Source organism: Cobetia sp. PDI-12MA (assembly GCF_059507695.1).
Genome location: NZ_CM183351.1, coordinates 3,551,905 through 3,576,720, shown reverse-complemented (window position 1 = coordinate 3,576,720; position 24,816 = coordinate 3,551,905). Strand labels below are relative to the sequence as shown.

At 62.5% G+C, this 24,816-nt stretch carries 17 protein-coding genes; 15 read left to right on the top strand and 2 right to left on the bottom strand.

Features of this window, described 5'->3' with window-relative positions:
• Positions 1 to 56: 56 nt before the first annotated feature.
• The 12 genes from pilM to eno all read left to right on the top strand — a co-directional run bounded on the left by pilM (position 57) and on the right by eno (position 17,521).
• Positions 57 to 1,121 (top strand): type IV pilus assembly protein PilM, encoded by a 1,065-nt coding sequence (pilM, locus tag AC5WNI_RS15090; protein ID WP_175089640.1) that lies wholly within the window; start codon positions 57 to 59, stop codon positions 1,119 to 1,121.
• On the top strand, positions 1,118 to 1,708 hold the full coding sequence (locus tag AC5WNI_RS15085) for a PilN domain-containing protein (RefSeq protein ID WP_175089639.1): 591 nt from the start codon (positions 1,118 to 1,120) through the stop codon (positions 1,706 to 1,708). Before pilM ends, AC5WNI_RS15085 begins: the two co-directional genes overlap by 4 nt.
• Complete coding sequence (locus tag AC5WNI_RS15080; protein ID WP_043332958.1) at positions 1,705 to 2,337, top strand: type IV pilus inner membrane component PilO; 633 nt, start codon at positions 1,705 to 1,707, stop codon at positions 2,335 to 2,337. Before AC5WNI_RS15085 ends, AC5WNI_RS15080 begins: the two co-directional genes overlap by 4 nt.
• The gene (locus tag AC5WNI_RS15075; RefSeq protein WP_175089638.1) at positions 2,334 to 2,885 is read left to right on the top strand and encodes a pilus assembly protein PilP; all 552 of its coding nucleotides are present in this window, start codon (positions 2,334 to 2,336) and stop codon (positions 2,883 to 2,885) included. The genes AC5WNI_RS15080 and AC5WNI_RS15075 overlap by 4 nt, the downstream gene beginning before the upstream one ends.
• 153 nt (positions 2,886 to 3,038) lie before the next feature.
• Positions 3,039 to 5,096 carry a type IV pilus secretin PilQ gene (locus tag AC5WNI_RS15070; protein WP_175089637.1) on the top strand — a complete coding sequence of 686 codons (2,058 nt, stop codon included), beginning with the start codon at positions 3,039 to 3,041 and terminating at the stop codon, positions 5,094 to 5,096.
• The gene (gene aroK / locus AC5WNI_RS15065; RefSeq protein WP_175089636.1) at positions 5,096 to 5,638 is read left to right on the top strand and encodes a shikimate kinase AroK; all 543 of its coding nucleotides are present in this window, start codon (positions 5,096 to 5,098) and stop codon (positions 5,636 to 5,638) included. Before AC5WNI_RS15070 ends, aroK begins: the two co-directional genes overlap by 1 nt.
• A gap of 69 nt (positions 5,639 to 5,707) precedes the next feature.
• Entirely contained in the window at positions 5,708 to 6,814 is a 1,107-nt protein-coding gene (gene aroB / locus AC5WNI_RS15060) for a 3-dehydroquinate synthase (protein ID WP_175089635.1), read from the top strand.
• 552 nt (positions 6,815 to 7,366) lie between these two features.
• Positions 7,367 to 11,818, top strand: coding sequence for a glutamate synthase large subunit (gltB, locus tag AC5WNI_RS15055; protein ID WP_175089634.1), 4,452 nt, complete (start codon positions 7,367 to 7,369; stop codon positions 11,816 to 11,818).
• A 77-nt stretch (positions 11,819 to 11,895) separates the two neighbouring features.
• Entirely contained in the window at positions 11,896 to 13,311 is a 1,416-nt protein-coding gene (locus tag AC5WNI_RS15050) for an FAD-dependent oxidoreductase (protein WP_043332950.1), read from the top strand.
• Positions 13,312 to 13,505: 194 nt separating this feature from the next.
• Entirely contained in the window at positions 13,506 to 15,146 is a 1,641-nt protein-coding gene (gene pyrG, locus AC5WNI_RS15045) for a CTP synthase (RefSeq protein WP_175089633.1), read from the top strand.
• Positions 15,147 to 15,277: 131 nt separating this feature from the next.
• Positions 15,278 to 16,129, top strand: coding sequence for a 3-deoxy-8-phosphooctulonate synthase (gene kdsA, locus AC5WNI_RS15040; RefSeq protein ID WP_175089632.1), 852 nt, complete (start codon positions 15,278 to 15,280; stop codon positions 16,127 to 16,129).
• Between the two features lie 102 nt (positions 16,130 to 16,231).
• The gene (gene eno, locus AC5WNI_RS15035) at positions 16,232 to 17,521 is read left to right on the top strand and encodes a phosphopyruvate hydratase (RefSeq protein WP_175089631.1); all 1,290 of its coding nucleotides are present in this window, start codon (positions 16,232 to 16,234) and stop codon (positions 17,519 to 17,521) included.
• A 1,245-nt stretch (positions 17,522 to 18,766) separates the two neighbouring features.
• Here the strand turns inward: eno and fdxA are convergent.
• Together fdxA and mutS are read right to left on the bottom strand one after the other, a co-directional pair.
• On the bottom strand, positions 18,767 to 19,090 hold the full coding sequence (gene fdxA / locus AC5WNI_RS15030; protein WP_043333067.1) for a ferredoxin FdxA: 324 nt from the start codon (positions 19,088 to 19,090) through the stop codon (positions 18,767 to 18,769).
• Between the two features lie 260 nt (positions 19,091 to 19,350).
• On the bottom strand, positions 19,351 to 21,930 hold the full coding sequence (gene mutS / locus AC5WNI_RS15025; RefSeq protein ID WP_175089630.1) for a DNA mismatch repair protein MutS: 2,580 nt from the start codon (positions 21,928 to 21,930) through the stop codon (positions 19,351 to 19,353).
• A gap of 166 nt (positions 21,931 to 22,096) precedes the next feature.
• On the opposite strand from mutS, the gene AC5WNI_RS15020 reads away from it, so the two are divergent.
• From AC5WNI_RS15020 to AC5WNI_RS15010, 3 genes are all read left to right on the top strand, one after another.
• Entirely contained in the window at positions 22,097 to 22,633 is a 537-nt protein-coding gene (locus AC5WNI_RS15020; protein WP_282627913.1) for a CinA family protein, read from the top strand.
• A 215-nt stretch (positions 22,634 to 22,848) separates the two neighbouring features.
• Positions 22,849 to 23,916, top strand: coding sequence for a recombinase RecA (gene recA / locus AC5WNI_RS15015; protein WP_175089629.1), 1,068 nt, complete (start codon positions 22,849 to 22,851; stop codon positions 23,914 to 23,916).
• Between the two features lie 172 nt (positions 23,917 to 24,088).
• Positions 24,089 to 24,733, top strand: coding sequence for a regulatory protein RecX (locus tag AC5WNI_RS15010; RefSeq protein ID WP_438940922.1), 645 nt, complete (start codon positions 24,089 to 24,091; stop codon positions 24,731 to 24,733).
• Positions 24,734 to 24,816 lie beyond the last annotated feature (83 nt).

Below are 24,816 nucleotides of genomic sequence, written 5' to 3'. Positions count from 1 at the left end.
GGGAACCGGCGGCCAGCCAGTCTGGCAAGATCGTCATCAGAGCAGGGGAACGCCAATTGCTGGGACTCAAATCCGCCGGCAAGGGACTCATCGGGGTCGATATCACGTCGGCCACGGTGAAGCTCCTGGAGCTGTCCAGGCAAGGAAATCGATACCAGATCGATAGCTATGCGGTGCGTCCACTCAAGGAAGGCGCAGTCGTCGAGCGACGGATACGGGACATGGACGAAGTCGTGCTGGCCATCAAGCGCGCGGTCGAGCAGGCGCAGCCGCGCTCGAAGCGCGCCGTGGTCGCGGTTCCCGCGAGCGCTGCCATCACCAAGACACTGAGCTTCCCGGCCAATCTCGCCGATGACGAGATCGAGCAGCGCATCGCGCTCGAGTCCGAAAAGCACTTTCCCTTTCCGCTGAACGATGTCGCGTTCGACTTCCAGCATCTGGGCGTCAATCCGCGCAATCCCGATCAGCAGGATCTTCTGCTGGTGGCGTGTCGCAGCCTGGATGTCGATCAGCTGACTTCGGCACTCTCCCAGGCCGGCCTCGAGCCGGCTGCCGTCGATGTCGAGACCTTCTCCCTCGAGCGCGCCTTCGGCGAGCTGCGTCATCAGTTGCCGCCGACCTACGACAATGAAGAGTGCGTTGCCGTCGTCGATATCGGTGCGACGATGACCGCCTTCCACGTCATCCAGAACGGTCGCATCGTCTACAGTCGCGACGCTGTCTTCGGGGGACGTCAGCTGACGGACGAGATAATGAATCGCTTCGATCTCTCCAATGATGAAGCGGGCCTGGCCAAGAAGCGTGGCGGCCTGCCGGATACCTATGACAGCGAAGTGCTGGGTCCGTTCCGCGAGACGCTCATCCAGCAGATCGCGCGCTCTCTGCAGCTCTATTACACCGCCGGCAAGCGTCGTGAGGTGCAGCGCATTCTGCTCGGGGGCGGTACGGCCGCCATCGCCGGGCTGCGTGAGGGCCTGGCGGAGCACACCGGGCTTGAAGTGATCATGGCCAACCCCTTCACGCACATGAGCGTCAATCCGCGCGTCGATATCCAGGCGCTTGCGGGCGATGCCCCGGCGATGCTCACGGCCTGCGGTCTTGCGATGAGGAAGCGCTCATGACCATCGAGATCAACCTGCTTTCCTGGCGTGAAGACCGGCGTGAGAAGCGCAGCAAGCGCTTCATGGGCATACTGGCGCTGGCGGCTGTCGTCGGCATCGGTGGCGGCTATGGCATGAGTGAGTATTACCAGAGTCAGCTCGAGGCGCAGCAGCAGCGCCATGCCTTCATCGAGAAGGAAATGGCCCGCCTCAATCGTGATATCAAGGAAGTCGAGGACATCGAGGCACGACGCACCCAGATGCTCGACCAGATAGAGCTGATCCGCAGTCTGCAGTTCTCGCGTCCGGAAACGGTGCGGGTCTTCAATCAGCTGGTGACGTCTCTGGTGGACGGTGCCTGGTATCAGAGCATCAGTCGCAGCGGGCGCCAGCTCAAGGCGAATGGCACGGCGGAAAGCACGCGTCAGGTTTCCGGCCTGATGCGCGCCATTGCCCTGTCGGATTCCTTCGGCACTCCGACGCTCTCCGATGTGCAGAGCAATGACGACGATCAGCGCAGCTTCAATATCACGATTCCGGAGCGCCCGGCGGGGTCTGCGCTGAACGCTGCCGATGCGGTAAATGACAAGAAAGGAGGTCGGCGATGAGTTTCATCGATGCTGAGATCCGCCGCCTCAAGTCGACGGATTTTCGTGATCTTGACCTGAAGGAAGCCGGCATCTGGCCGGTCACGCTGCAGGCCGTGCTGGCGCTCATCGTGCTGGGCGCCCTGTTCTGGGCGTCCCACTGGTTCCTTGCGGCGCCCAAGGCAGAAGACCTCGAACGTCTGCGTGCCCAGGAAAGTCAGCTGCTCCAGCAGTTCGAAAGCAAGGCGTTCAAGGCCGCCAACCTGCCGGCCATGCGCGAGCAGATGGTGGAGCTGGAGTCTCGCATGGGGCAGCTGCTGGAAATGCTGCCCACCGACGCGGAAGTCCCGGCGCTGCTGGATGATATCAGCGAGACGGCTATCAACAACCAGCTGGCGGTCGAGTACATTCGTCTGAAGCCGGCGGAGAATCGCAACTTCTATGTCGAACAACCTTTCGATATCAAGGTGCGCGGCGACTATCATCGTATCGCCGCCTTCATTTCCGGTGTCGCGGGGCTTTCACGCATCGTGACGCTGCATGATTTCGTGCTGACGCCGGTCGCCAACAGCGATGATCTTGAGCTCTCCCTGCTGGCCAAGACCTACAATTATCGTCAGACCCCGGCAACATCAGGAGGCAAGCAATGAGCCTGATGACACGTCGAAATGCCGTGATGGGTACTGTGTTGCTGGCCACTCTGCTTGCGGGCTGTGGAGATCCGCAGCTGGGCGCGCTGGAAGGGGAACTCGAGTCCTTGAGGGGGCGTCCTTCCGGCAAGGTGCAGGAGTTGCCGCCGCAACCCGAGTATCATCCCGTCACCTATGACATGGCGGATGCGCGCAGTCCTTTCCAGTCACGCCTGCCGGAGCCCGAAGAGGAGCTGACAGCCGTCGACAATGGTGTGCGACCGGACCTCGATCGCCCTCGTGAGCCACTGGAAGCCTGGCCGTTGGAACAGCTCAGCATGGTCGGGACCCTGGATGTCGATGGCGCGCGCTCGGCATTGATTCTGACGCCGGAGCAGGAAGTCCAGCGTGTGCGGGTCGGCAACCATATGGGTAGCAACTTCGGCAGGATCACCCGTATCGGTGATACGCAGATCGATATGGTGGAAATCGTGCCCAATGGTCAGGGCGGTTGGATAGAGCGGTCTCGCGCCATGGCGCTGAAAGAGCCCGTGTCGACAGGTGGTTGAGATCACTGGCGTTGGCAGTAGCCATATTGTCACGGAAGACGAACGGTCGCCCCATCAATAGATGGCGACCGACACCATAACGCTTCGATAAGAATAAGGCGCGATCAGCCCGACGGTTGAACGGAGCCACGGCGAGACAGGGGACTAGGGAACATGACGCGATTGCAACGAATGAGTCTGCTGGGGCTGGCGGCAGTCGGAAGCCTGATGGCAAATGTAGCGATGGCCGCGTCATCGCTGCAGGACCTCAACTTCACCGCCCTCGGGGGCGACCGTATGGAGCTCAAGCTCGACTTCGTCGGCGGAGTGCCGGAGGTCAAGGGCTACCGTATCGAGACGCCGCCGCGCATCACCATCGACCTCCTGGACACCAGCAGTCAGCTCGACAAGCGTCGCTTCGATCTGGGGCTCAGCGGCGTGGACGAGCTGGTGGCGCTGGAAGCCGGCTCGCGCACGCGTCTGGTCATGAAACTCAACCAGTCCAAGCCGTACGTCACGCGCACCGAGGGCAACAGCCTCTACGTCATCGTCGGCGAGCAGGGCGGTGCGCCGGGCGCTCAGCCTGTGGCTGCCTCCCAGGCGAACGCCGCCAGCGTACCGCCGGACAACCGTGCCCTGGAAGTGGCAAGCGAGCCGGCCGTCAGTGGTATCGATTTCCGTCGTGGCACGGATGGTGAAGGCCGCGTCGTGATCAACTTCAATCGCTCCAATGTCGAGTCACGTGTCACCGAGCGCGGGCGCAAGATCTATGTCGACATCAAGGGCGTGAAGCTGCCGCCGGAGATGAATCAGGTGCTGGATGTCGGCGATTTCGCCACGCCGGTGACCCGTATCGATCCGCAGCGTACCCGTGATGGTGTGCGTATGGTGGTGGATGCCAGTGGCTACTACACCCAGCTGGCCACCCAGGCAGGCAACGAGCTGGTGCTTGAGGTCAAGCCGCTGACGCGTGAAGAGCAGGCGGAGCGCATCAAGGACAAGTTCCCCTACACCGGCAAGAAGATCTCGCTCAACTTCCAGAACATCGAAGTGCGCTCCGTGCTGCAGATCATCGCTGACTTCACGGGGCTCAATCTGGTCGCCAGTGACAATGTCACAGGCAACGTGACCCTGAACCTGAAGGAAGTGCCCTGGGATCAGGCGCTGGATCTGGTGCTCAAGTCCAACGGTCTGGCCAGTCGTCGCATGGGCAACGTGCTGATGGTCGCACCGGCCGAAGAGCTGGCGGCACTCGAGCGCAAGGAGCTCGAGGCGAATCAGCAGGTCAAGGAACTGGCGCCGATGACCACCGAATACATCCAGGTGCGTTATGCCAAGGCGGCGGACCTGGCGGCGTTGCTGCGCGGTGAAGGCGGTATCGGTCTGCTGTCCGAGCGGGGCCGCGTGATGGTCGATGAGCGCACCAATACCATGCTGATCCAGGACACCCGCGATACGCTCGAGTCCATTCGTGGCACGCTGGAATACCTCGACATCCCGGTGCGTCAGGTGCAGATCGAAGCGCGCATCGTCATTGCGCGCAGTAGCGTCTCCAGCGAGATCGGTGTCAATTGGGGGCTTTCCAACAGCAGCAACGGCAAGTTCGGCCTGGAAGGCGCGTCTACCGGTACGACCAGCAACGGTGGTCTAAGCGTAGATCTGGGGGATGATAGCAGTCCGGGAAGCACCTTCAGCTTCGGTTACCTGTCCGGCGATATTCTGCTGGACCTGGAACTCTCGGCGCTGGAAAGCGAAGGCAAGAGCCAGACCATCTCCCAGCCCAAGATCATCACCGCCAACCAGAAGAAGGCCGTCATCAAGCAGGGTCAGGAGATTCCCTACGAGGAGGCGACCTCCAGCGGCGCGACCAACATCGAGTTCAAGGAAGCGGTGCTGGCATTGGAAGTGACGCCACAGATCACGCCTGACAACCGCATCATCATGGACCTGTTGATCAACAATGATGATGTCTCCGATGACAGCTTCAATGGCGAACCGGCCATCGATACCAATGAAATCGAGACGCAGGTGCTGGTCAATGATGGCGAAACCGTGGTGCTGGGTGGCATTCTGACCTCCGAGCAGATTCGCAGCGTCTTCAAGACACCCTTCCTAGGAGACCTGCCGGTGATCGGGAATCTGTTCCGCTATACCGAAGAGTCCAACGAGAAGGTAGAATTGCTGGTATTCATTACCCCGAAGATCATCGAGGACGGCCTGGCGGTGCGCTGATGCATGTGATTCCCAACGTATTCCTTGTCGGCCCCATGGGGGCCGGCAAGAGCACTATCGGCCGCCTGCTGGCGGCCGACTTGCATCGTGAATTTTGCGATAGCGACCATGTGATTGAAGACCGCTGCGGAGCCAGCATTCCGTGGATTTTCGACGTCGAGGGCGAGTCCGGCTTTCGTGAGCGTGAGCAGGCTGTCATCGATGAGCTGACCTCGCTCAGGGAAGTCGTGATGGCCACCGGTGGTGGCGCGATCATGGCGGAGGCCAATCGGCGCGTACTGCGCGAACGCGGCACTGTCGTGTATCTCTACGCGCCTGTCGAGCAGCAGCTCAAGCGAGCCGGCCGTGATCGCAATCGTCCGCTGTTGCAGCAGGATGACCCCGGGAGGGTGCTCAAGCGGCTGTTCGAGTTGCGTGACCCGCTCTACCGCGAGACGGCCGATATCATCGTGCGTACCGATCGTCGTAGTCCTCGGGCGGTCACCAACGAGATTCGGCGCCGTATCAAGGCGCTGGCGAACCCGTTGCACGCCCCTGGCTAGTCTCATCAGCGGCTGGTGGCCCTGGCGGGCATCAGTCGCTGTCACCTGTTTCGCCCAAGGAGAATTCTGATGTCCCTGGCACCTGCTCATCGTCTTGATGTCGCGCTCGGCGAGCGCAGTTATCCCATTCATATCGGGCCGGGCCTGACCGCACGTGGTGATCTGATTCGTGAGCACCTTGCGGGGCGTCAGGTGATGATCGTCACCAACACCGTAGTGGCACCGCTGTATCTGGACGCACTGAAGGCCTCGTTGGGCGAGGGGCTCGATATCCGCGAGGTCATCCTCGACGACGGTGAGCAGACCAAGCACATGGCCAGCATCGGCCTGATCTGGGATGCCCTGCTCGAGGCCGGCTTCAATCGCCGCTGCACCTTGATCGCCCTCGGTGGCGGTGTGATCGGTGACATGACCGGCTTCGCGGCGGCCTGCTATCAGCGGGGTGCGGCCTTCATCCAGGTGCCGACCACGCTGCTGTCGCAGGTGGATTCCTCGGTGGGCGGCAAGACCGGCGTCAATCATCCGCGCGGCAAGAACATGCTGGGCGCCTTCTGGCAGCCGCGTCTGGTGCTGATCGATACCGCGAGCCTCAAGACATTGCCGCAGCGTGAGCTGTCAGCGGGCATGGCCGAGGTCATCAAGTATGGTCTGCTGTGGGATGAAAGCTTCCTGAGCTGGCTGGAAGACAACATGACGGCCTTGATGGCGCTGGACGAGACCCTGCTCGGTGACGCCATTCGCCGCAGCTGTGCCATCAAGGCGGATGTCGTGGCGCAGGATGAGACCGAGCAGGGCGTGCGTGCGCTGCTCAATCTGGGTCACACCTTCGGGCATGCCATCGAGACGGATCAGGGCTATGGCGTCTGGCTTCACGGCGAAGCCGTCGGCACCGGCATGCTGATGGCGGCTGAGCTTTCGGCGCGCATGGGCTGGCTGTCGAGTGCGGATGTGGAGCGTGTCTCGCACATCATCGCCAAGGCGGGCTTGCCGCTGGCGGCTCCGGAAGACATGGGCGTCGAGGACTTCCTGAAGCACATGCAGCTGGACAAGAAGAATGTCGATGGCCGCCTGCGCCTGATCCTTCTTGAGCGCATCGGCCGCGCGGTGATCACCGAAGAGGCGCCAGCCGGCGTGCTGGCCGACATGCTGGAGCACTGGCCACGCAGCTCTCGCTGACATCTCGGCCAGCCATTGGCTGGTTCATGGGCGCTGCACGATCACGCAAGCCGTCACCCTCTGGGTGGCGGCTTTTCTTTTGGCAGCTTTTCTTTTGGCAGCTTTTCTTTTGGCGACTTGTCTTTTGGCAAGTATCAGCGCGCCGTGGCGGAGTCATTGGTGGAGCGTGATTCCTGAATTGGTATGCCGTATGCGTAATCGGTATGGGGCAGATCGAATAAAAACGCTGTTTTTTATTCAACCAATACTAAAGTTGCAAGGCGAAATTCATGAGGCATGTCTACCCGCTAAGCGCTTGAGCCTACAGGGTTTTTTGGTTGGGGGTTCTTCTAACCTTCGGTTTTGTCAGGTTTTTTTGGTCGATGGGCGACCTGTGGAGAATTGCGCAGGCGGGAAGCTGGGGGATATGCTCGAGGGAAATCTGGCGTCGTGTAGCGACACTGATGGCGCCACTATCGGCAGGTATAAAAATAAAGATAACCGATAACTATAACCGGGAAAATGCTTGAAAAAAAGCATCTGGACACATGATTTCTCCGTGAGGCACGCCCCATGAACAAAGGTCTCCACCATCCGGGAGAGTTCCGCGACAACTGCGGCTTCGGTCTGATCGCCCATATGGAAGGGCAGGCGAGCCACGAACTGCTGCAGACCGCCATTGAATCCCTGACCTGCATGACTCACCGTGGCGGAATTGCCGCTGATGGCAAGACCGGCGATGGCTGTGGCCTGCTGCTCAAGATGCCGGACGGCTTCATGCGCCAGATCGCTCGAGAATCCCTCGGGCTGGAACTGGGCGCTCGCTATGCCGTCGGCACGCTTTTCCTGCCTGATGATGACGCGCGTGAACAATCCGCGCGTGATGCTTTCGAGTCGGCGCTGAGCGCGCGCAACCTCGAGGTGCTGGGCTGGCGCGAAATGCCGGTAGATGACAGCGTGTGCGGCCCGATGGCCCGCGACTGCCTGCCGCGCATCCGTCAGGTCTTCGTCGGCGCCGCCGATGAGCGTACTGACATCGCCTTCAATGTCGATCTGTTCATGGCGCGTCGCTATGCCGAGCAGGCGCTGAAGAGCGAAGAGGACTTCTACGTCTGCTCGCTCTCCAGCAAGGTCATCTCCTTCAAGGGCCTGGTGATGCCGGAAGATCTTCCGCGCTTCTACAAGGATCTGGGCGACCCGCGTCTCGAGACCGCGATCTGTGTCTTCCACCAGCGCTTCTCGACCAACACCGCGCCACGCTGGCCGCTGGCCCAGCCGTTCCGCTTCCTCGCCCACAATGGCGAGATCAACACCATCGAGGCCAACCGCGGCTGGGCCAATGCGCGCAAGGAGAACTTCGTCTCCGAGCAGCTGCCCGAGATCGCCGAGCTGGACGAGATCGTCAACACCGTCGGCTCCGACTCCTCCAGCATGGACAACATGCTGGAAGTCCTGCTGACCGGGGGCATGGATATCTATCGCGCCATTCGCATGATGGTGCCGCCGGCATGGCAGAACGTCGAGCAGATGGACTCCGATCTGCGTGCCTTCTACGAATACAACTCCATGCACATGGAGGCCTGGGACGGCCCGGCGGGCATCGTGCTCACCGACGGTCGCCATGCCGTGTGCATGCTGGACCGCAACGGTCTGCGTCCGGCGCGTTGGGTCATCACGCGCAATGGTTTCATCACCCTGGCCTCCGAAATCGGCACCTACGATTACAAGCCGGAAGATGTCGTCGCCAAGGGGCGCGTCGGGCCGGGTCAGGTGTTGGGCGTCGATACCGAGACCGGTGAAGTGCTGCACACCGATCAGGTCAGTGAGCGCCTCAAGGGCGCACATCCCTACAAGCGCTGGCTGCGTGAGAACGCCAACTATCTCGAGTCAGCGCTGACCGAGCTGGCGCGCTTCCAGCCGATGGATGCCGATCAGCTGGACGTCTACCAGAAGATGTTCCAGGTCAGCTTCGAGGAGCGCGATCAGTTGCTGCGCCCGCTGGCCGAGAGCGGTCAGGAGGCGGTCGGCTCGATGGGCGATGACACGCCGATGGCCGTGCTGTCGCGCCAGAATCGCGTTCTGACTGACTACTTCCGTCAGAAGTTCGCCCAGGTCACCAATCCGCCGATCGATCCGCTGCGCGAAGCGATCGTGATGTCGCTGGAGACCTGCTGTGGTGCCGAGCTCAACATCTTCGACGCGACGCCGGAACACGCGCATCGCCTGATCCTGACCACGCCGGTGTTGTCACCGCGCAAGTTCAATGCGCTGGTCAATCACGAAGATCCGGCCTTCACCTCGCAGACGCTCAAGCTGCACTACGATCCGGCGCAGGACTCCCTCAAGCAGGCGCTCAAGGGCCTCTGTCAGCAGGCCGAGGAAGCGGCGCGCAATGGCAAGGTGATCCTGGTACTCAGCGACTGTGGCTTGAAGAAGGGGCAGCTGCCGATCCATGCCGCACTGGCGACTGGCGCCATCCATCATCACCTCGGTGCGCTGGCCCTGCGCCCGCGCGTCAACCTGGTGATCGAGACCGGCTATGCGCGTGACGCGCACCAGATGGCAGTGCTGTTCGGGGTCGGCGCCACGGCGGTCTACCCGTACCTTGCCTATCAGGTGATGGCTGACATGCATCGCACTGGCGAGCTGTCCGGCAACCCGGCAGATGCCCGCGAGAACTATCGCAAGGGCATGCAGAAGGGCCTCTACAAGATCCTGTCCAAGATGGGCATCTCGCACATCGGCTCCTACCGAGGCTCGCAGCTGTTCGAGGCGGTCGGCCTCAACAGTGAAGTCATGGACATGTGCTTTACCGGCATGGCCTCGCGCATCGAAGGCGCCGGCTTTGCAGAGCTGCAGTTCCAGCAGGAGCTGCTGGCCCGTGAAGCCTGGCTGCCGCGCAAGCGCATCAAGCAGGGCGGGCTGGTCAAGTACGTGCATGGCGGTGAATACCACGCCTACAACCCGGATGTGGTGGTGAAGCTGCAGCAGGCCGTGCAGCAGGGTGACTACGGCAACTGGAAGGAATTCGCGCGCCTGGTCAACGAGCGTCCGGTGGCGACCATTCGTGACCTGCTGACTCTCAAGCCGGTCGCCGAGCCGCTGCCGATCGAGGAAGTCGAGTTCGTCGAGTCCCTGCTGCCGCGCTTCGACAGCGCCGGCATGTCGCTTGGCGCGCTGTCTCCCGAGGCACATGAAGCGCTGGCTCAGGCCATGAACGAGGCCGGTGGGCGCTCCAACTCCGGTGAGGGTGGCGAAGACCCGGCGCGTTACGGCACCGTGCGCTCCTCCAAGATCAAGCAGATCGCCTCCGGTCGCTTCGGTGTTACACCGGCGTACCTGGTCAATGCCGAGGTACTGCAGATCAAGGTCGCACAGGGCGCCAAGCCCGGTGAAGGCGGTCAGCTGCCGGGGGGCAAGGTCAACGACCTGATCGCACGTCTGCGCTACGCCGTGCCGGGGGTGACACTGATCTCGCCGCCGCCGCATCACGATATCTATTCCATCGAGGATCTGGCGCAGCTGATCTTCGATCTCAAGCAGGTCAATCCGTCGGCGCAGGTCTCGGTCAAGCTGGTCTCCGAGCCGGGGATCGGCACCATCGCCACCGGTGTCGCCAAGGCGTACGCCGACCTGATCACCGTCTCCGGCTATGACGGTGGCACCGCGGCCAGCCCGATCACCTCGATCAAGCACGCCGGTTCCCCGTGGGAGCTGGGGCTGCCCGAGGTGCATCAGGCGCTGCGCATCAACCAGCTGCGCCACAAGATCCGTCTGCAGACGGATGGCGGCCTCAAGACCGGTCTGGACGTGGTCAAGGCCGCGATCCTGGGCGCCGAGAGCTTCGGCTTCGGCACCGCGCCGATGGTCGCGCTGGGCTGCAAGTACCTGCGTATCTGTCACCTGAACAACTGTGCCACCGGTGTCGCGACCCAGCACCAGGCGCTGCGTGACGAGCATTTCCGCGGCACCGTCGAGATGGTCAAGCACTACTTCCGCTTCATCGCCGAGGAAGTGCGCGAGCTGATGGCGCTGCTGGGCGTGCGTCAGATCACCGACCTGATCGGTCGTACCGATCTGCTCGAAGTGCTGGAAGGCGAGACCAACGCGCAGCGTCGTCTCGACCTCACGCCGTTGCTGGGCAATGACTTCGTGCCCAAGGATGCGCCGCAGTTCTGCCAGGTCAGCCGCAACGAGCCGCATGATCCCGGTGCCAAGAATCTTGAGATGCTGGCCGCGATGGAATCGGCGATCGACAGCCGCAGCGGTGGCGAGTTCAGCTTCCATGTCACCAACTGTGACCGCTCGGTGGGTGCGCGTGTCTCGGGTGAAATCGCCAAGCGCTATGGCGAGGCCGGGCTGGCAGGATCGCCGCTCAAGGTCAGTCTGACCGGTGTAGCAGGCCAGAGCTTCGGTGTCTGGAACGCGCACGGACTCGAGATGCATCTGGAAGGCGACGCCAATGACTATGTCGGCAAGGGCATGAACGGCGGCAAGCTGACCATCGTGCCGCCGCGTGGTTCGCGCTTCGAGAGCCACAAGACCGCCATCATCGGCAACACCTGCCTGTACGGCGCGACCGGCGGACGGCTGTACGCCGCGGGCACCGCCGGCGAGCGCTTCGGGGTGCGCAACTCCGGTGCGCACGCCGTGATCGAAGGCGCGGGCGACCACTGCTGTGAGTACATGACCGGCGGTCTGGTGTGCGTATTGGGCGAGACAGGCGTCAACTTCGGCGCGGGCATGACGGGCGGCTTCGCCTACGTGCTGGACGAGAATCGCGACTTCGTCGACAAGTACAACCACGAGCTGGTGGAAATCCACCGCATCAATACCGAAGCCATGGAGGCCTATCGTCGCCATCTGCGCGAAGTCATCGAGGAATATGTGGCCGAGACCGGCTCCGAGCGCGGGCGCGACATCCTGCGCGATTTCCCTGACTTCGTGCGTCACTTCTGGTTGGTCAAGCCGAAGGCGGCAAGCCTCAACGGCCTGCTGGACCAGTCACGGCGTCAACCGGAGTGATCGCATCCCTCACCCAAGCATGCCTCGGGTGAGGGCCCGCACCGCGACGGTGCCCGGATTTTGAGAGAGGATTCATCATGGCCAATCAGCTCGCCAACGACTTCCAGTTCATCGATGTGGGTCGTCAGGACCCGCAGAAGAAAGATGCTCGCGTGCGCGCACGTGAGTTCAACGAGATCTATGCCGAGTTCAAGCCGGTAGAAGCCGCCAGCCAGGCACATCGCTGCCTGGGCTGTGGCAACCCCTACTGTGAGTGGAAGTGCCCGGTACACAACTACATTCCCAACTGGCTGAAGCTGGTCTCCGAGGGCAACATCCTCGAAGCTGCCGAGCTCTCTCACCAGACCAACTCGCTGCCGGAAGTCTGTGGTCGCGTCTGCCCGCAGGACCGTCTCTGTGAGGGCGACTGCACCCTGAATGACGGCTTCGGTGCCGTCACCATCGGCTCGGTGGAGAAGTACATCACCGACACCGCCTTCGCGATGGGCTGGCGTCCCGACATGTCCAAGGTCAGCTGGACCGACAAGCGCGTCGCCATCATCGGTGCAGGCCCGGCGGGTCTCGGTGCCGCCGATATTCTGGTGCGCAATGGCGTGCGTCCGGTGATCTATGATCGCCATCCGGAAATCGGCGGTCTGCTGACCTTCGGCATCCCGGAGTTCAAGCTCGAGAAGGGCGTGATGACGCGTCGCCGCGAGATTTTCGAAGAGATGGGCATGGAGTTCCGTCTCAATGTCGAGGTCGGGCGTGATGTGACCTTCGATGCGCTGCTCGAGGAATACGATGCCGTCTTCCTGGGCATGGGTACCTACAACGCCATGAGTGGCGGCTTCCCGGGCGAGGATCTGCCGGGCGTGCACAAGGCGCTCGACTTCCTGATCGCCAACGTCAATCACTGCCTGGGCTTCGAGAAGGACCCGGCGGATTACGTCTCCATGGAAGGCAAGAAGGTCGTGGTGCTCGGCGGTGGTGATACCGCGATGGACTGCAACCGCACCTCCATCCGTCAGGGCGCGGAAAGCGTGACCTGTGCCTACCGTCGTGACGAGGCCAACATGCCGGGCTCACGCCGTGAGGTGACCAATGCTCGCGAAGAGGGCGTCGATTTCCTCTTCAACCGTCAGCCGGTGGCAGTGGTCGGCGATGGCAAGGTCGAAGGCGTCAAGGTCGTGCGCACCCGTCTGGGTGAGCCGGATGCCAATGGCCGTCAGCGTCCGGAAGTGGTGCCGGGATCTGAAGAGATTCTGCCGGCGGATGCCGTGGTCGTGGCCTTCGGCTTCCAGGCAAGCCCTGCACCGTGGTTCGCCGACTTCGACATCGCCGTCGATGAGCGTGGCCGCATCGCGACCAGCGCCGAGCGTCATGCCTTCCAGACCACCAACGCCAAGGTGTTCGCTGGCGGTGACATGGTGCGCGGCTCCGACCTGGTGGTGACCGCCATCGATGAAGGGCGCCGTGCCGCTGAAGGGATTCTTGATTTCCTGGAAGTGTAAAGGTGAACTGACGTCACGTATCAGGCCCGCCATGGCGGGCCTGATGCGTTATGACGGTGCATCGGATGGTGGCGCGAGAAGGGCAGATGGTGGCATTCAAATTGAGCCGGAGCAGCCTTTCCGCTAGACTGGCGACCCATCCTGATCCGTTCCCCCCGGATCTCTCCTACAGCTCACGTTTTCGGCAGGTTTCCATGACACGATTTATCTTCGTGACGGGCGGCGTTGTGTCCTCGCTTGGCAAGGGCATCGCATCCGCTTCGCTGGCGGCTATTCTCGAGGCCCGTGGCCTCAAGGTCACCATCCTCAAGCTGGATCCGTACATCAACGTCGATCCGGGCACCATGAGCCCGTTCCAGCACGGCGAAGTCTTTGTCACCGAAGATGGCGCGGAAACCGACCTCGACCTCGGTCACTACGAGCGTTTCATCCGCTCGCGCATGACCCAGGGCAACAACTTCACCACCGGCCGAGTCTACGAGCACGTGCTGCGCAAGGAGCGCCGCGGTGACTACCTCGGTGGAACGGTGCAGGTCATCCCGCACATCACCGACGAGATCAAGCGCCGCGTGATCGCCGGTGGTGAAGGCTATGACGTCGCACTGGTCGAGATCGGTGGTACCGTGGGTGACATCGAGTCGCTGCCGTTTCTGGAGTCCATCCGTCAGCTGCGTGCGCAGCTGGGTGGCGAGCGTGCGCTCTTCATGCACCTGACGCTGGTGCCGTACATCAAGACGGCCGGCGAGACCAAGACCAAGCCGACCCAGCACAGCGTCAAGGAGCTGCGCTCCATCGGTATCCAGCCGGATATCCTGATCTGCCGCAGCGAAGTCGAGATCGAGGAAAGCGAGCGTCGCAAGATCTCGCTGTTCACCAACGTCGAAGAGCGTGCCGTCGTCTCACTGCAGGATGCTGACACCATCTATCGCATTCCGTTGATGCTCCACGAAGCCGGCCTCGATGAGATCGTCTGCGACAAGTTCCGCCTGGAGGCCAAAGAGGCCGACATGTCCGAATGGGTCGCGGTGCTCGACGCCAAGCTCAACCCGCTCAAGACCATCAACATCGCGATGGTCGGCAAGTACATGGAGCTGCTCGACGCCTACAAGTCGCTGAACGAGGCGCTGACCCACGCCGGTATCCAGGGGCGTGTGAAGGTCAACGTCGACTTCATCGACTCCGAGGAAATCGAGCGCAACGGCACCGACCGCCTGATCGGCAAGGACGCGGTGCTGGTGCCGGGCGGCTTCGGCGAGCGTGGTGTGGAAGGCAAGATCGCCACCGCGCGCTTCGCGCGTGAGAACAAGGTGCCGTATCTGGGCATCTGCCTGGGCATGCAGGTTGCCGTCATCGAGTTCGCACGTAATGTGGCGGGCTGGAGCGATGCCAACTCTACCGAATTCACCCATGACACCCAGCACCCGGTGGTCGGTCTGATCACCGAGTGGCTGACGCCGGAAGGCAAGATCGAGACCCGCGATGCGGCGTCTGATCTGGGCGGCACCATGCGTCTTGGCGGTCAGGCCTGCAGCCTGCTCAACGGCTCCAAGGCGCATCAGGCCTATGGCAGCGACGAGATCGTCGAGCGTCACCGTCACCGCTATGAGGTCAATGACCAGTTCGTGCCGGCCCTGGAAGAAGCGGGCCTGATCTTCTCCGGTCGCAGCGTCGACAACTCGCTGGTCGAGATGGTCGAGCTGCCGGATCACCCATGGTTCGTGGCATGTCAGTTCCACCCGGAATTCACCTCCACGCCGCGTGATGGCCATCCGCTGTTCACCGGCTTCGTGAATGCCGCGCTCAATCACAAGGCGGCGCGTACTCGCGGCGAGTGATAGGGTGTTGAGCGGGCGCCACCTCGGGTGGCGCCCGTAGGTCTTCTGCGTGGTGGTTGCAGGTCTTGATGTTCGCCAGAGCATCATCAGGCAGACTGCCGATGGACAACGATTTGATGGACGGTGCAGAGATGAGCAACGAACAACGCGTGATCGACTTTGCGGGTCTGCAAGTCGCCAACGATCGTCCGATGACGCTTTTCGGTGGCATGAACGTGCTCGAATCGCGGGAGCTGGCGCTGGAAGTCGCCGAGCAGTACGTCGAGGTGACGTCACGCCTGGGCATGCCGTACGTCTTCAAGGCCAGCTTCGACAAGGCCAACCGCAGCTCCATGCACTCCTACCGCGGGCCCGGGATGGAGAAGGGGCTCGAGATTCTGGCCGAGATCAAGTCGCGCTTCGGTGTGCCGATCATCACGGACGTGCATGAGCCGCATCAGGCGGCAGCCGTGGCGGAAGTGGCCGATGTCATTCAGCTGCCGGCCTTCCTGGCGCGGCAGACGGACCTGGTCGTGGCCATGGCGCGCACCGGCGCCGTCATCAACGTCAAGAAGCCGCAGTTCCTCGCGCCGCACGAGATGCGCCATATCGTCGCCAAGTGCGGTGAAGCGGGCAATGACCGGATTCTGCTGTGCGAGCGTGGCTCCAGCTTCGGTTACAACAACCTGGTGGTCGACATGCTCGGCATGGCCGAGATGAAGGATAGCGGCCTGCCGGTCTTGTTCGATGTCACCCACTCGCTGCAGCGTCCGGGCGGGCGAGTCGATTCCGCTGGCGGGCGCCGTGAGCAGGTCTTCGATCTGGCACGCTCCGGTGTCGCCTTGGGGCTTGCGGGTCTGTTCCTCGAAGCGCATCCGGACCCGGACAACGCCAAGTGTGACGGCCCCTGCGCCTTGCCGCTGGACCAGCTCGAACCCTTCCTGCGCCAGCTGCAATCGCTGGATGCGCTGGTCAAGGGCTTCGCGCCGCTGGACATTCGTTGAGCAGGACTACTGGCCGTTCACCCCTGTGTGAGCGGCCTTTTTGCACTATGGGCAAGATGCCCGTCGTGGTGTTTCAATCCCCCGTGTAGAGGACGACACAAGATGGCCAATATCGTCGAAATCCGCGCCCTTGAGGTGCTCGATTCCCGTGGTAACCCGACCGTACAGGCCGAGGTCGTGCTGGAAGGTGGCCAACGCGCCAGTGCCTGCGCGCCTTCCGGTGCCTCCACCGGTTCGCGTGAAGCGCTGGAATTGCGTGATGGCGACAAGAGCCGTTATCTGGGCAAGGGCGTGCTGAAGGCAGTCGAAGCCGTCAATGGCGCGATCCGCGAGCGCCTCGTGGGCATGGATGCACTCGACCAGCGCGCGCTGGACGATGCCATGCTGGCGCTGGATGGTACCGAGAACAAGGAATCGCTGGGTGCCAACGCGATTCTTGCCGTCTCTCTGGCGGCTGCCAAGGCGGCAGCGCAGGCCAAGGGCATCGAGCTCTACGCTCACATCGCTGAGCTCTACGGCCAGCCGGGGCAGTACTCCATGCCGGTGCCGATGATGAACATCATCAACGGCGGTGAGCATGCCGACAACAACGTCGACATCCAGGAGTTCATGGTCCAGCCGGTCGGCGCGCCGACCTTCCGTGAAGCATTGCGCACCGGCGCCGAGATCTTCCACGCGCTGAAGAAGGTGCTGCAGGGGCGCGAGCTGAGCACCTCCGTGGGTGATGAAGGTGGCTTTGCTCCGATCCTGGCGTCCAACTCCGAAGCACTGGCCGTCATCAAGCAGGCCGTCAGCGATGCGGGCTACACCCTGGGCACCGATGTGACTCTGGCGCTGGATTGCGCGTCTTCCGAGTTCTACCAGGACGGTCAGTACAACCTGTCCGGCGAAGGCAAGAGCTTCGACGCACGTGGTTTCGTCGACTATCTGGCGGGCCTGGCCGCGGAATATCCGATCGCCTCCATCGAAGACGGCATGGATGAGTCCGACTGGGAAGGCTGGAAGATGCTGACCGACGAGCTGGGTGACAAGGTGCAGCTGGTCGGCGACGACCTGTTCGTCACCAATACGCGCATCCTGAGCCGCGGTATCGATGAAGGCATCGGCAACTCCATCCTGATCAAGTTCAACCAGATCGGCTCACTGTCCGAGACTCTGGATGCGATCAAGATGGCGCAGGCCGCCGGCTTCACCGCGGTCATCTCCCACCGTAGTGGCGAGACCGAAGACACCACCATCGCCGACCTCGCCGTCGGTACCTGTGCTGGCCAGATCAAGACCGGTTCTCTGTGCCGCTCTGATCGTGTCGCCAAGTACAATCGTCTGCTGGTGATCGAGCAGCAGCTGGGAGACGTGGCTTACAACGGTCTGAAAGAGATCAAGGGTCAGTAATTGCCCGTGGTGTGCGGGGCTCAGCGCCCAGCACCGTAGAGGTAACTTGCAACGGGGTCGTGCCTTCTGGCACGGCCCCGTTGTGCATTGCAGGCGATGAATGAGTGGGGAGGCAGGAAATGGACCGCTTCCAGGCACTGATTTCGTGTAAGTCATCTCTTACAAATTCCGCAGGACAATCGAGACACTGACTGCGAGTCGCCTGCGGATATGAACGTATGTTCTTCATTATCTACTTGTTTTTATTGAATATATTTTCTCTGATGGTCTGTTCGGGTATAGCGGGGTAAGAGGTTTGGCTAGTTGCCTCGCCGGCGAATGCTGCCCAGAATGGCTGCATGGACGTGAGGGTGCGGCGGGACACCGCAGTCTCGGCAGGATGCCAACGGGATGATCAGAAAAGACTTGATGGCGAGACAGGACGTTTCGCCCCGCTGAGCAGGACGCTCGGCGGAAAAGGACCTGGCATGGACGTCGGTAGCAGAGAGCTGCATATCTTCGCTTGAAGGAGTCAGGCGAGAGATGCCAAGGAAGCAAGGATGGCGGGCATGACACCGGAGTGTGTCAGGATCAGGATGATCCGTCGGCGATGGGAAGCGCCACACAGGCAGGAAGCACGATAACGACACGGAGTGTCGAAGAGCCCCAGGCTCTGATATGCAGTCAGGAAGCTTGCCCTCACAGGAAGTGACGGATGACGGGACATCATCTGCGTCAAGAATGATGGGGCAGACAGCGGCAGCATCAAGTGACAGGAAGCCACGACAAGCATAGTCGGACAAGGAATGTCGTGAGGCTGTCAGCTGCACAGGCAGGGAGCGGTAAAGGCAGGACGCCGGGCAATGCATGGGCAGGACAGCAGGACAGGCAAATATCTGCACTAACGGGCATTGCGGTGGGACAGCTGCGCGAGCAGTGCTGCAATGCCCGCCACGCGTGACGGTGCGCCCCGAATGACAGGATGTCGTGAAGGGCAGGGACAGCACTCAGGAGTGCGATCCAGGATGGATCGACAGGGACACGCTTGGAGCGGGCGACCTTACGGGGTCGCCCTTTTTTTATGTCTGGAGGTCGGGGGGGAGGAGTTCTCAGCGCGAGCTCTTCAGGCACAGGCTTCAGGCATCAGATACAGAAACGGCAGCGGCTCCCGGGGGAATCGCTGCCGTTTCTGTCGTCAGAGCCGGGCTTTGCCCTGTCAGGGCGGGCAAGCCGCTAGCCACGCGAGATGCGGGTGACTTGAGGGGCTTACTGCTCCAGATACTCAAGCTTGCCGTCGACACCATCCCACTTCTCGGCGTCTTCCATGGCGTCCTTCTTCTCGCTGATGTTCGGCCAGACTTCGGCCAGATCGGCATTCAGCTCGATGAATTCCTTCTGGTTCTCCGGCACTTCATCCTCGGAGAAGATGGCTTCGGCGGGGCATTCCGGTTCGCACAGCGCGCAGTCAATGCACTCATCCGGGTTGATCACCAGGAAGTTCGGGCCTTCGTAGAAGCAATCCACCGGGCAGACTTCCACGCAGTCGGTGTATTTGCAGCGAATGCAGTTCTCGGTGACGATGAATGCCATGCAGGTCTCCTGACGCGGATTGGCGTCTCTCTCGTAGGTCGTGGTCCAGGCGCCCACCATGTGTCGTCTCGGCGACATCATGGCCTTCAGGTTATAAGCGGCGCAGATGTTATAAGACGTTATTCTAGTGGCGCTCTGCCGCCCCCGCAATCAGCAGGGGCGGATCGTTTTGGAATGGTGCTATGCCCGAAGGTTGCTGTCGAGTCTTGCCATTCACTCTTGAGCCTTGCCGTTCCTTCTCGGAGCAGGCGTGACGGCACTCAGCGCTGCCGGTGCCATTCGTAGATCAGCTCCAGCGCTCGCTTGGGGCTCAGATCATCCGGGTCAAGGCTGTTGAGGGCTTCGACGACCGGATGCGGCGGTGCCGCGAACAGGTCATTCTGTTGCGGTACCGGCTGGCCCAGCGCATCCTCGCGCGCCACCTGTGGGCGATCGATTTCCTGCTGCTCCAGGCTGGTCAGCTTCTCGCGCGCGCGCAGGATGACGCTCTGCGGCACCCCGGCCAGCTGGGCCACCTGCAGGCCATAGCTCTGGCTGGCAGGGCCTTCCTCGACGCGGTGCATGAAGACGATGCCATCGCCGTGCTCAGCGGCCGTCAGGTGCACGTTGGCGACGGCATCGGCATGCTCGGGCAGCGCCGTCATCTCGAAGTAATGGGTCGCGAACAGGGTAAAGGCACGCGTGCGCGCCAGATGCTCGGCGCTGGCCCATGCCAGTGACAGACCATCGAAGGTCGAGGTGCCGCGGCCGATCTCATCCATCAACACCAGGCTCTCGTCAGTGGCGTTGTGCAGGATGCTGGCGGTCTCGGTCATCTCGACCATGAAGGTCGAGCGGCCGCCGGCCAGGTCATCCGATGAGCCGATGCGCGTGAAGATGCGATCCAGCGGGCCGATGCAGGCGCGCGTCGCCGGCACGAAGCTGCCGGTATGCGCGAGCAGAGCGATCAGTGCCGTCTGACGCATGTAGGTGGATTTACCGCCCATGTTGGGGCCGGTGATCACCAGCATGCGCCGCGTATCATCGAAGCGCACATCGTTGGGGACGAAGGGATGGTCGCTGACATGTTCGACTACCGGATGGCGGCCGCCTTCGATGTCGATGCCCGGGGTCTCGCTGAGTTCTGGACGCACGAAATCGAGCGCGGCGGCGCGATCGGCGAAGGCGGTCAGCACATCCAGTGATGCCAGCGCACGGGCCGTCTGCTGCAGGCCATCCAGTTCGGTATTCAGATCATCCAGCAGGTGCTCATACAGCAGCTTCTCGCGCGCCAGTGACTTGGACTTGGCGGACAGCGCCTTGTCCTCGAATTCCTTGAGTTCGGGGATGATGAAGCGCTCGGCATTCTTGAGGGTCTGGCGACGGATGTATTCCGGCGGGGCCTCGGCCGATTGCGAGCGCGGCAGTTCGATGAAGTAGCCATGCACGCGGTTGTAGCCGACCTTGAGGTTGCTCAGGCCGGTGCGCTCGCGCTCGCGAGTCTCGAGTGCGACCAGATACTGGCCGGCGTTCTCGGACAGGCCGCGATACTCGTCCAGCTCATCGTCGTAGCCATCGGCGATCACGCCACCATCGCGCAGCACCACCGGCGGATTCTCGACCAGCGCCTCGCTGAGCATCGCGGAAAGTGCCGGGAACAGGCGGATGGCATCGCGCAGGTCATCGATGGCGCTGCCTTTCTCGACGCTGGCGAGCACGGCGCGCAGCTCGGGCAGGGTGTTGAGACCATCGCGCAGGCGTGCCATGTCACGGGGGCGTGCGCTGCGCAGCGCGACACGGGCGAGGATGCGCTCCACATCTCCGATGCGCTTGAGCAGGCCTTGCAGTTCGAAGGGGTAGTCGCCATCCAGTAGACGCTGTACCGCCGCCTGACGCTGGCCGATCTGGCGCTGATCGCGCAGCGGGCGGTTGAGCCAGCGCTTGAGCAGGCGTGAGCCCATCGCGGTCGCGGTGACGTCAAGCACGCTGGCCAGCGTGTTGTCGCCGGTGCCACCCAGGTTGGTATCGATCTCGAGGTTGCGGCGGCTGGCGGCATCGATCACCACCGAGTCATCGCGGCTTTCGACGGCCAGCGCGGTCACGTGGGGCAGGCCGGTGCGCTGGGTGTCGCGAGCATAGTCGAGCAGGGCACCGGCTGCCGTGACGGCGCGCGTCAGGTGGCTGCAGCCAAAGCCGTTGAGGTCCTGGACGCCGAACTGATCGCACAGCAGGCGCAAGGCAGTCTCGTGATCGAAGTGCCAATCGCTCTGGCGGGTCAGGCCTGGGCGCGAGGACAGGCTGGCGGGGAGGGTACGGCTTTCGCCGACCATGACTTCGGCAGGCGACAGGCGCTGGATCTCGGCCAGCAGCTCGTCATCACCATTGACCTCGAGCACGCTGAAGCGACCGGAGGAGAGCTCGAGAGCGGCCAGGCCCCAGGTCTCTCCATCACGGTGCAGCGCCACCAGCAGGTTGTCGCGGCTGGCATCCAGCAGCGCCTCATCATGCAGCGTCCCCGGCGTGACGATACGCACCACCTTGCGCTCGACAGGCCCCTTGCTGGTCGCCGGGTCACCGATCTGCTCACAGATGGCCACCGATTCGCCCATCTTGACCAGACGTGCCAGATAACCTTCGGCGCTGTGGTAGGGCACCCCTGCCATGGGGATCGGTGAACCGCCGGAGCTGCCGCGCGCCGTCAACGTGATATCGAGCAGTTGTGCTGCGCGTTTTGCGTCCTCATGAAACAGTTCATAGAAGTCGCCCATGCGATAGAACAGCAGCACGCCGGGGTGCTCGCGTTTGATCTTCATGTACTGCGTCATCATCGGCGTCATCTGGGGCGCGCTGTTCTTGGCCATGGCCATGGACTTCCTTGACTGCACTGCAATGGGAAAAAGCACACATGCGAGAACACGGCATGCGGGATGCGCGATATTCTACGGACTGGCGCGGCCGGCTCCAATGCCTGTGATGTCTCATGCTCGCTGCCCTTTTCACTTGATGACCTTTACAGGGAGAAAGTTCGTGAGCCAATTGACTGGTACGACACCCGAGGCTGCGTGCGTGAATGCTCTGGCTGAGCAGTTGCAGGCGCTGGCGATCGCGCGCGGCGTGCGCGTCACCACCGCCGAGTCGTGCACCGGGGGCGGCGTGAGTGCCGCGATCACGGCGATTGCCGGCAGCTCCAGCTATTTCGATGCGGGCTACGTGACCTATTCCAATGCCACCAAGCAGCGCCTGCTGGGGGTCAGTGAGGCATCGCTTGAAACTTTCGGCGCCGTCTCCGAGGCGGTCGTGTGCGAGATGGTGCGGGGCGCCTGTCGCGACAGCGGCGCTGAGCTGGGGGTGGCGATCAGCGGCGTGGCCGGCCCCGGCGGGGGAAGTGACGAGAAGCCCGTCGGCACCGTGTGGCTGGCGTGGGGGAGCGAGGCGCGCCAGCAGGCACGCTGCTGTCACTTTCCCGGCGACCGGCAGGCGGTGCGTGACGCCGCCGTGCGGGAGGCGTTGCAGGGCTTGATCAAGCGCGTGGAGGCCTTGCAGATCGGCACCGAAGACGCGTGAGTCCGATGCAAGCCCCGCGTTGGGGGTGCTGCCTGAAAAAGCGCACCACCGGACTGGCAGAGCGACGCAACTTGCGGCATTATACTGTCCATGTATACAGGGTTTTGCCACGGCACCTCAGCCGCTAGTCTGACGGTGTCTGCTCAGCTCTCAGTGACAGAATTCTCTATTCCAGGTGGCAGCCCGTGTGGCTCCGCCGTTCGACAGGAGGCCACATGGCAAAGGACGACAATCGTACCAAGGCGCTGAACGCGGCGCTGTCCCAGATCGAGCGCCAGTTCGGCAAGGGCGCCGTCATGCGCATGGGCGATGCCCCGCGTGTGGCCATCCCGTCGGTTTCCACCGGTTCTCTGGGGCTGGATATCGCACTCGGCATCGGCGGCCTGCCCTTCGGGCGCGTGGTCGAGATCTACGGCCCGGAATCCTCGGGCAAGACGACACTGACCCTCTCGGTCATCGCCCAGGCGCAGAAGCAGGGCAAGGTGTGTGCCTTCATCGATGCCGAGCACGCACTGGATCCGTCCTACGCCGAGAAGCTGGGCGTCAATCTGGACGAGATGCTGGTCTCCCAGCCGGACACCGGTGAGCAGGCGCTCGAGATCGTCGACATGCTGGTACGTTCCGGCGGTGTTGACGTCATCATCGTCGACTCCGTGGCAGCGCTGACGCCGCGTGCCGAGATCGAAGGCGAGATGGGCGACTCACACGTTGGCCTGCAGGCGCGTCTGATGTCCCAGGCGCTGCGCAAGGTGACCGGTCACATCAAGAACGCCAACTGCATGGTGGTGTTCATCAACCAGATCCGCATGAAGATCGGCGTGATGTTCGGCAGCCCCGAAACCACGACTGGCGGTAACGCACTGAAGTTCTACTCCAGCGTGCGTCTGGATATCCGTCGTACCGGTTCCGTGAAGTCCGGTGATGAAGTCACCGGTAACGAGACCCGCGTCAAGGTCGTCAAGAACAAGGTCGCGCCGCCGTTCCGTCAGGCCGAGTTCCAGATTCTCTACGGCAAGGGCATCTATCACGCCGGTGAGGTGATCGACCTGGGTGTGCAGTGTGGTCTGGTCGGCAAGTCAGGTGCCTGGTACAGCTATCAGGGCAGCAAGATCGGCCAGGGCAAGGCCAACTCCGCCCAGTACCTGGAAGACAATCCCGCCATCATGGAGGAGATTGAAACCCAGATCCGCGCCCAGTTGCTGGCAGCCCCGGAAGCCAAGGAAGAGTCGAAAGAGGCCGCGGCCGCCGAGAGTGAAGACGACCTGGATATCGATCTCGATTGAGGCTCGTCCAGAAGAAAGAGCAAGAGCGCCGGCCGTCAGGCTGGCGTCATCGCAGCGTGTCGTTTCCGACCCGGTGCGATGAACGCAAGGCGCCCGCCCCGATGACTCGGAGGCGGGCGCCTTGCGTTCACGTCCATCGATGTCCTTCTGCTCAACCCCGGAGAGCATGACCATGCACGATGACAGCGCTGAAATGGGCGGGCCTGAATATCAACCGCTCGACTCAGGTGCGATGACGCCGCAACGGCGTGCGCGCAATGATGCCATCGCGCGACTGGCGCGCCGCGAACATAGTCGCCGCGAGCTGCACGACTATCTCAAGGAGCGTGACTACCTGCGGGCGGTCAGCGATGACGAGTTGGCAGAGCGGCAAGCCGCGGGCGAGGAGGGCGCGCAGGCGACCTTGAGTCGCGATGAGGTCGAGCTGCTGATCGAGGAGGTGCTGGAGCGCATGGCCGAGGAGGGCCTGCAATCCGATGAGCGCTTTGCCGCCAGCTTCCTGCGGGCGCGCGTCCTGCGCGGGCAGGGGCCGAGGCGTATCCAGCAGGAGCTGCGCCAGCGTGGTATCGATAGCGAGACGCTCAATGCCGTCATGCGTGCCGCCAGTGACCCGACGCCGGATGCCTTCGGCCATGTCGAGGCGGTGGATTTCTTCGAGCTGGCGCGCGAGACGCTGGCCAGGCGCTTTTCCGGCCCCGGCGAGGGACAAAAGGAGCGCGCACGGCGCGAACGCTTTCTGCTCCAGCGCGGCTTCGACTATGAGCAGCTGCGCTATGCCATGGAGTCCGCCTGGAGTGATGAGGAGGAAGATGGCTAGCTGGCGAGCATCTGTTTGGCTCTCATGACGCGCAAACCGGCGCTTCAGGACATTTCCCCCCCTTTAGCTTGCGCGAACAGACG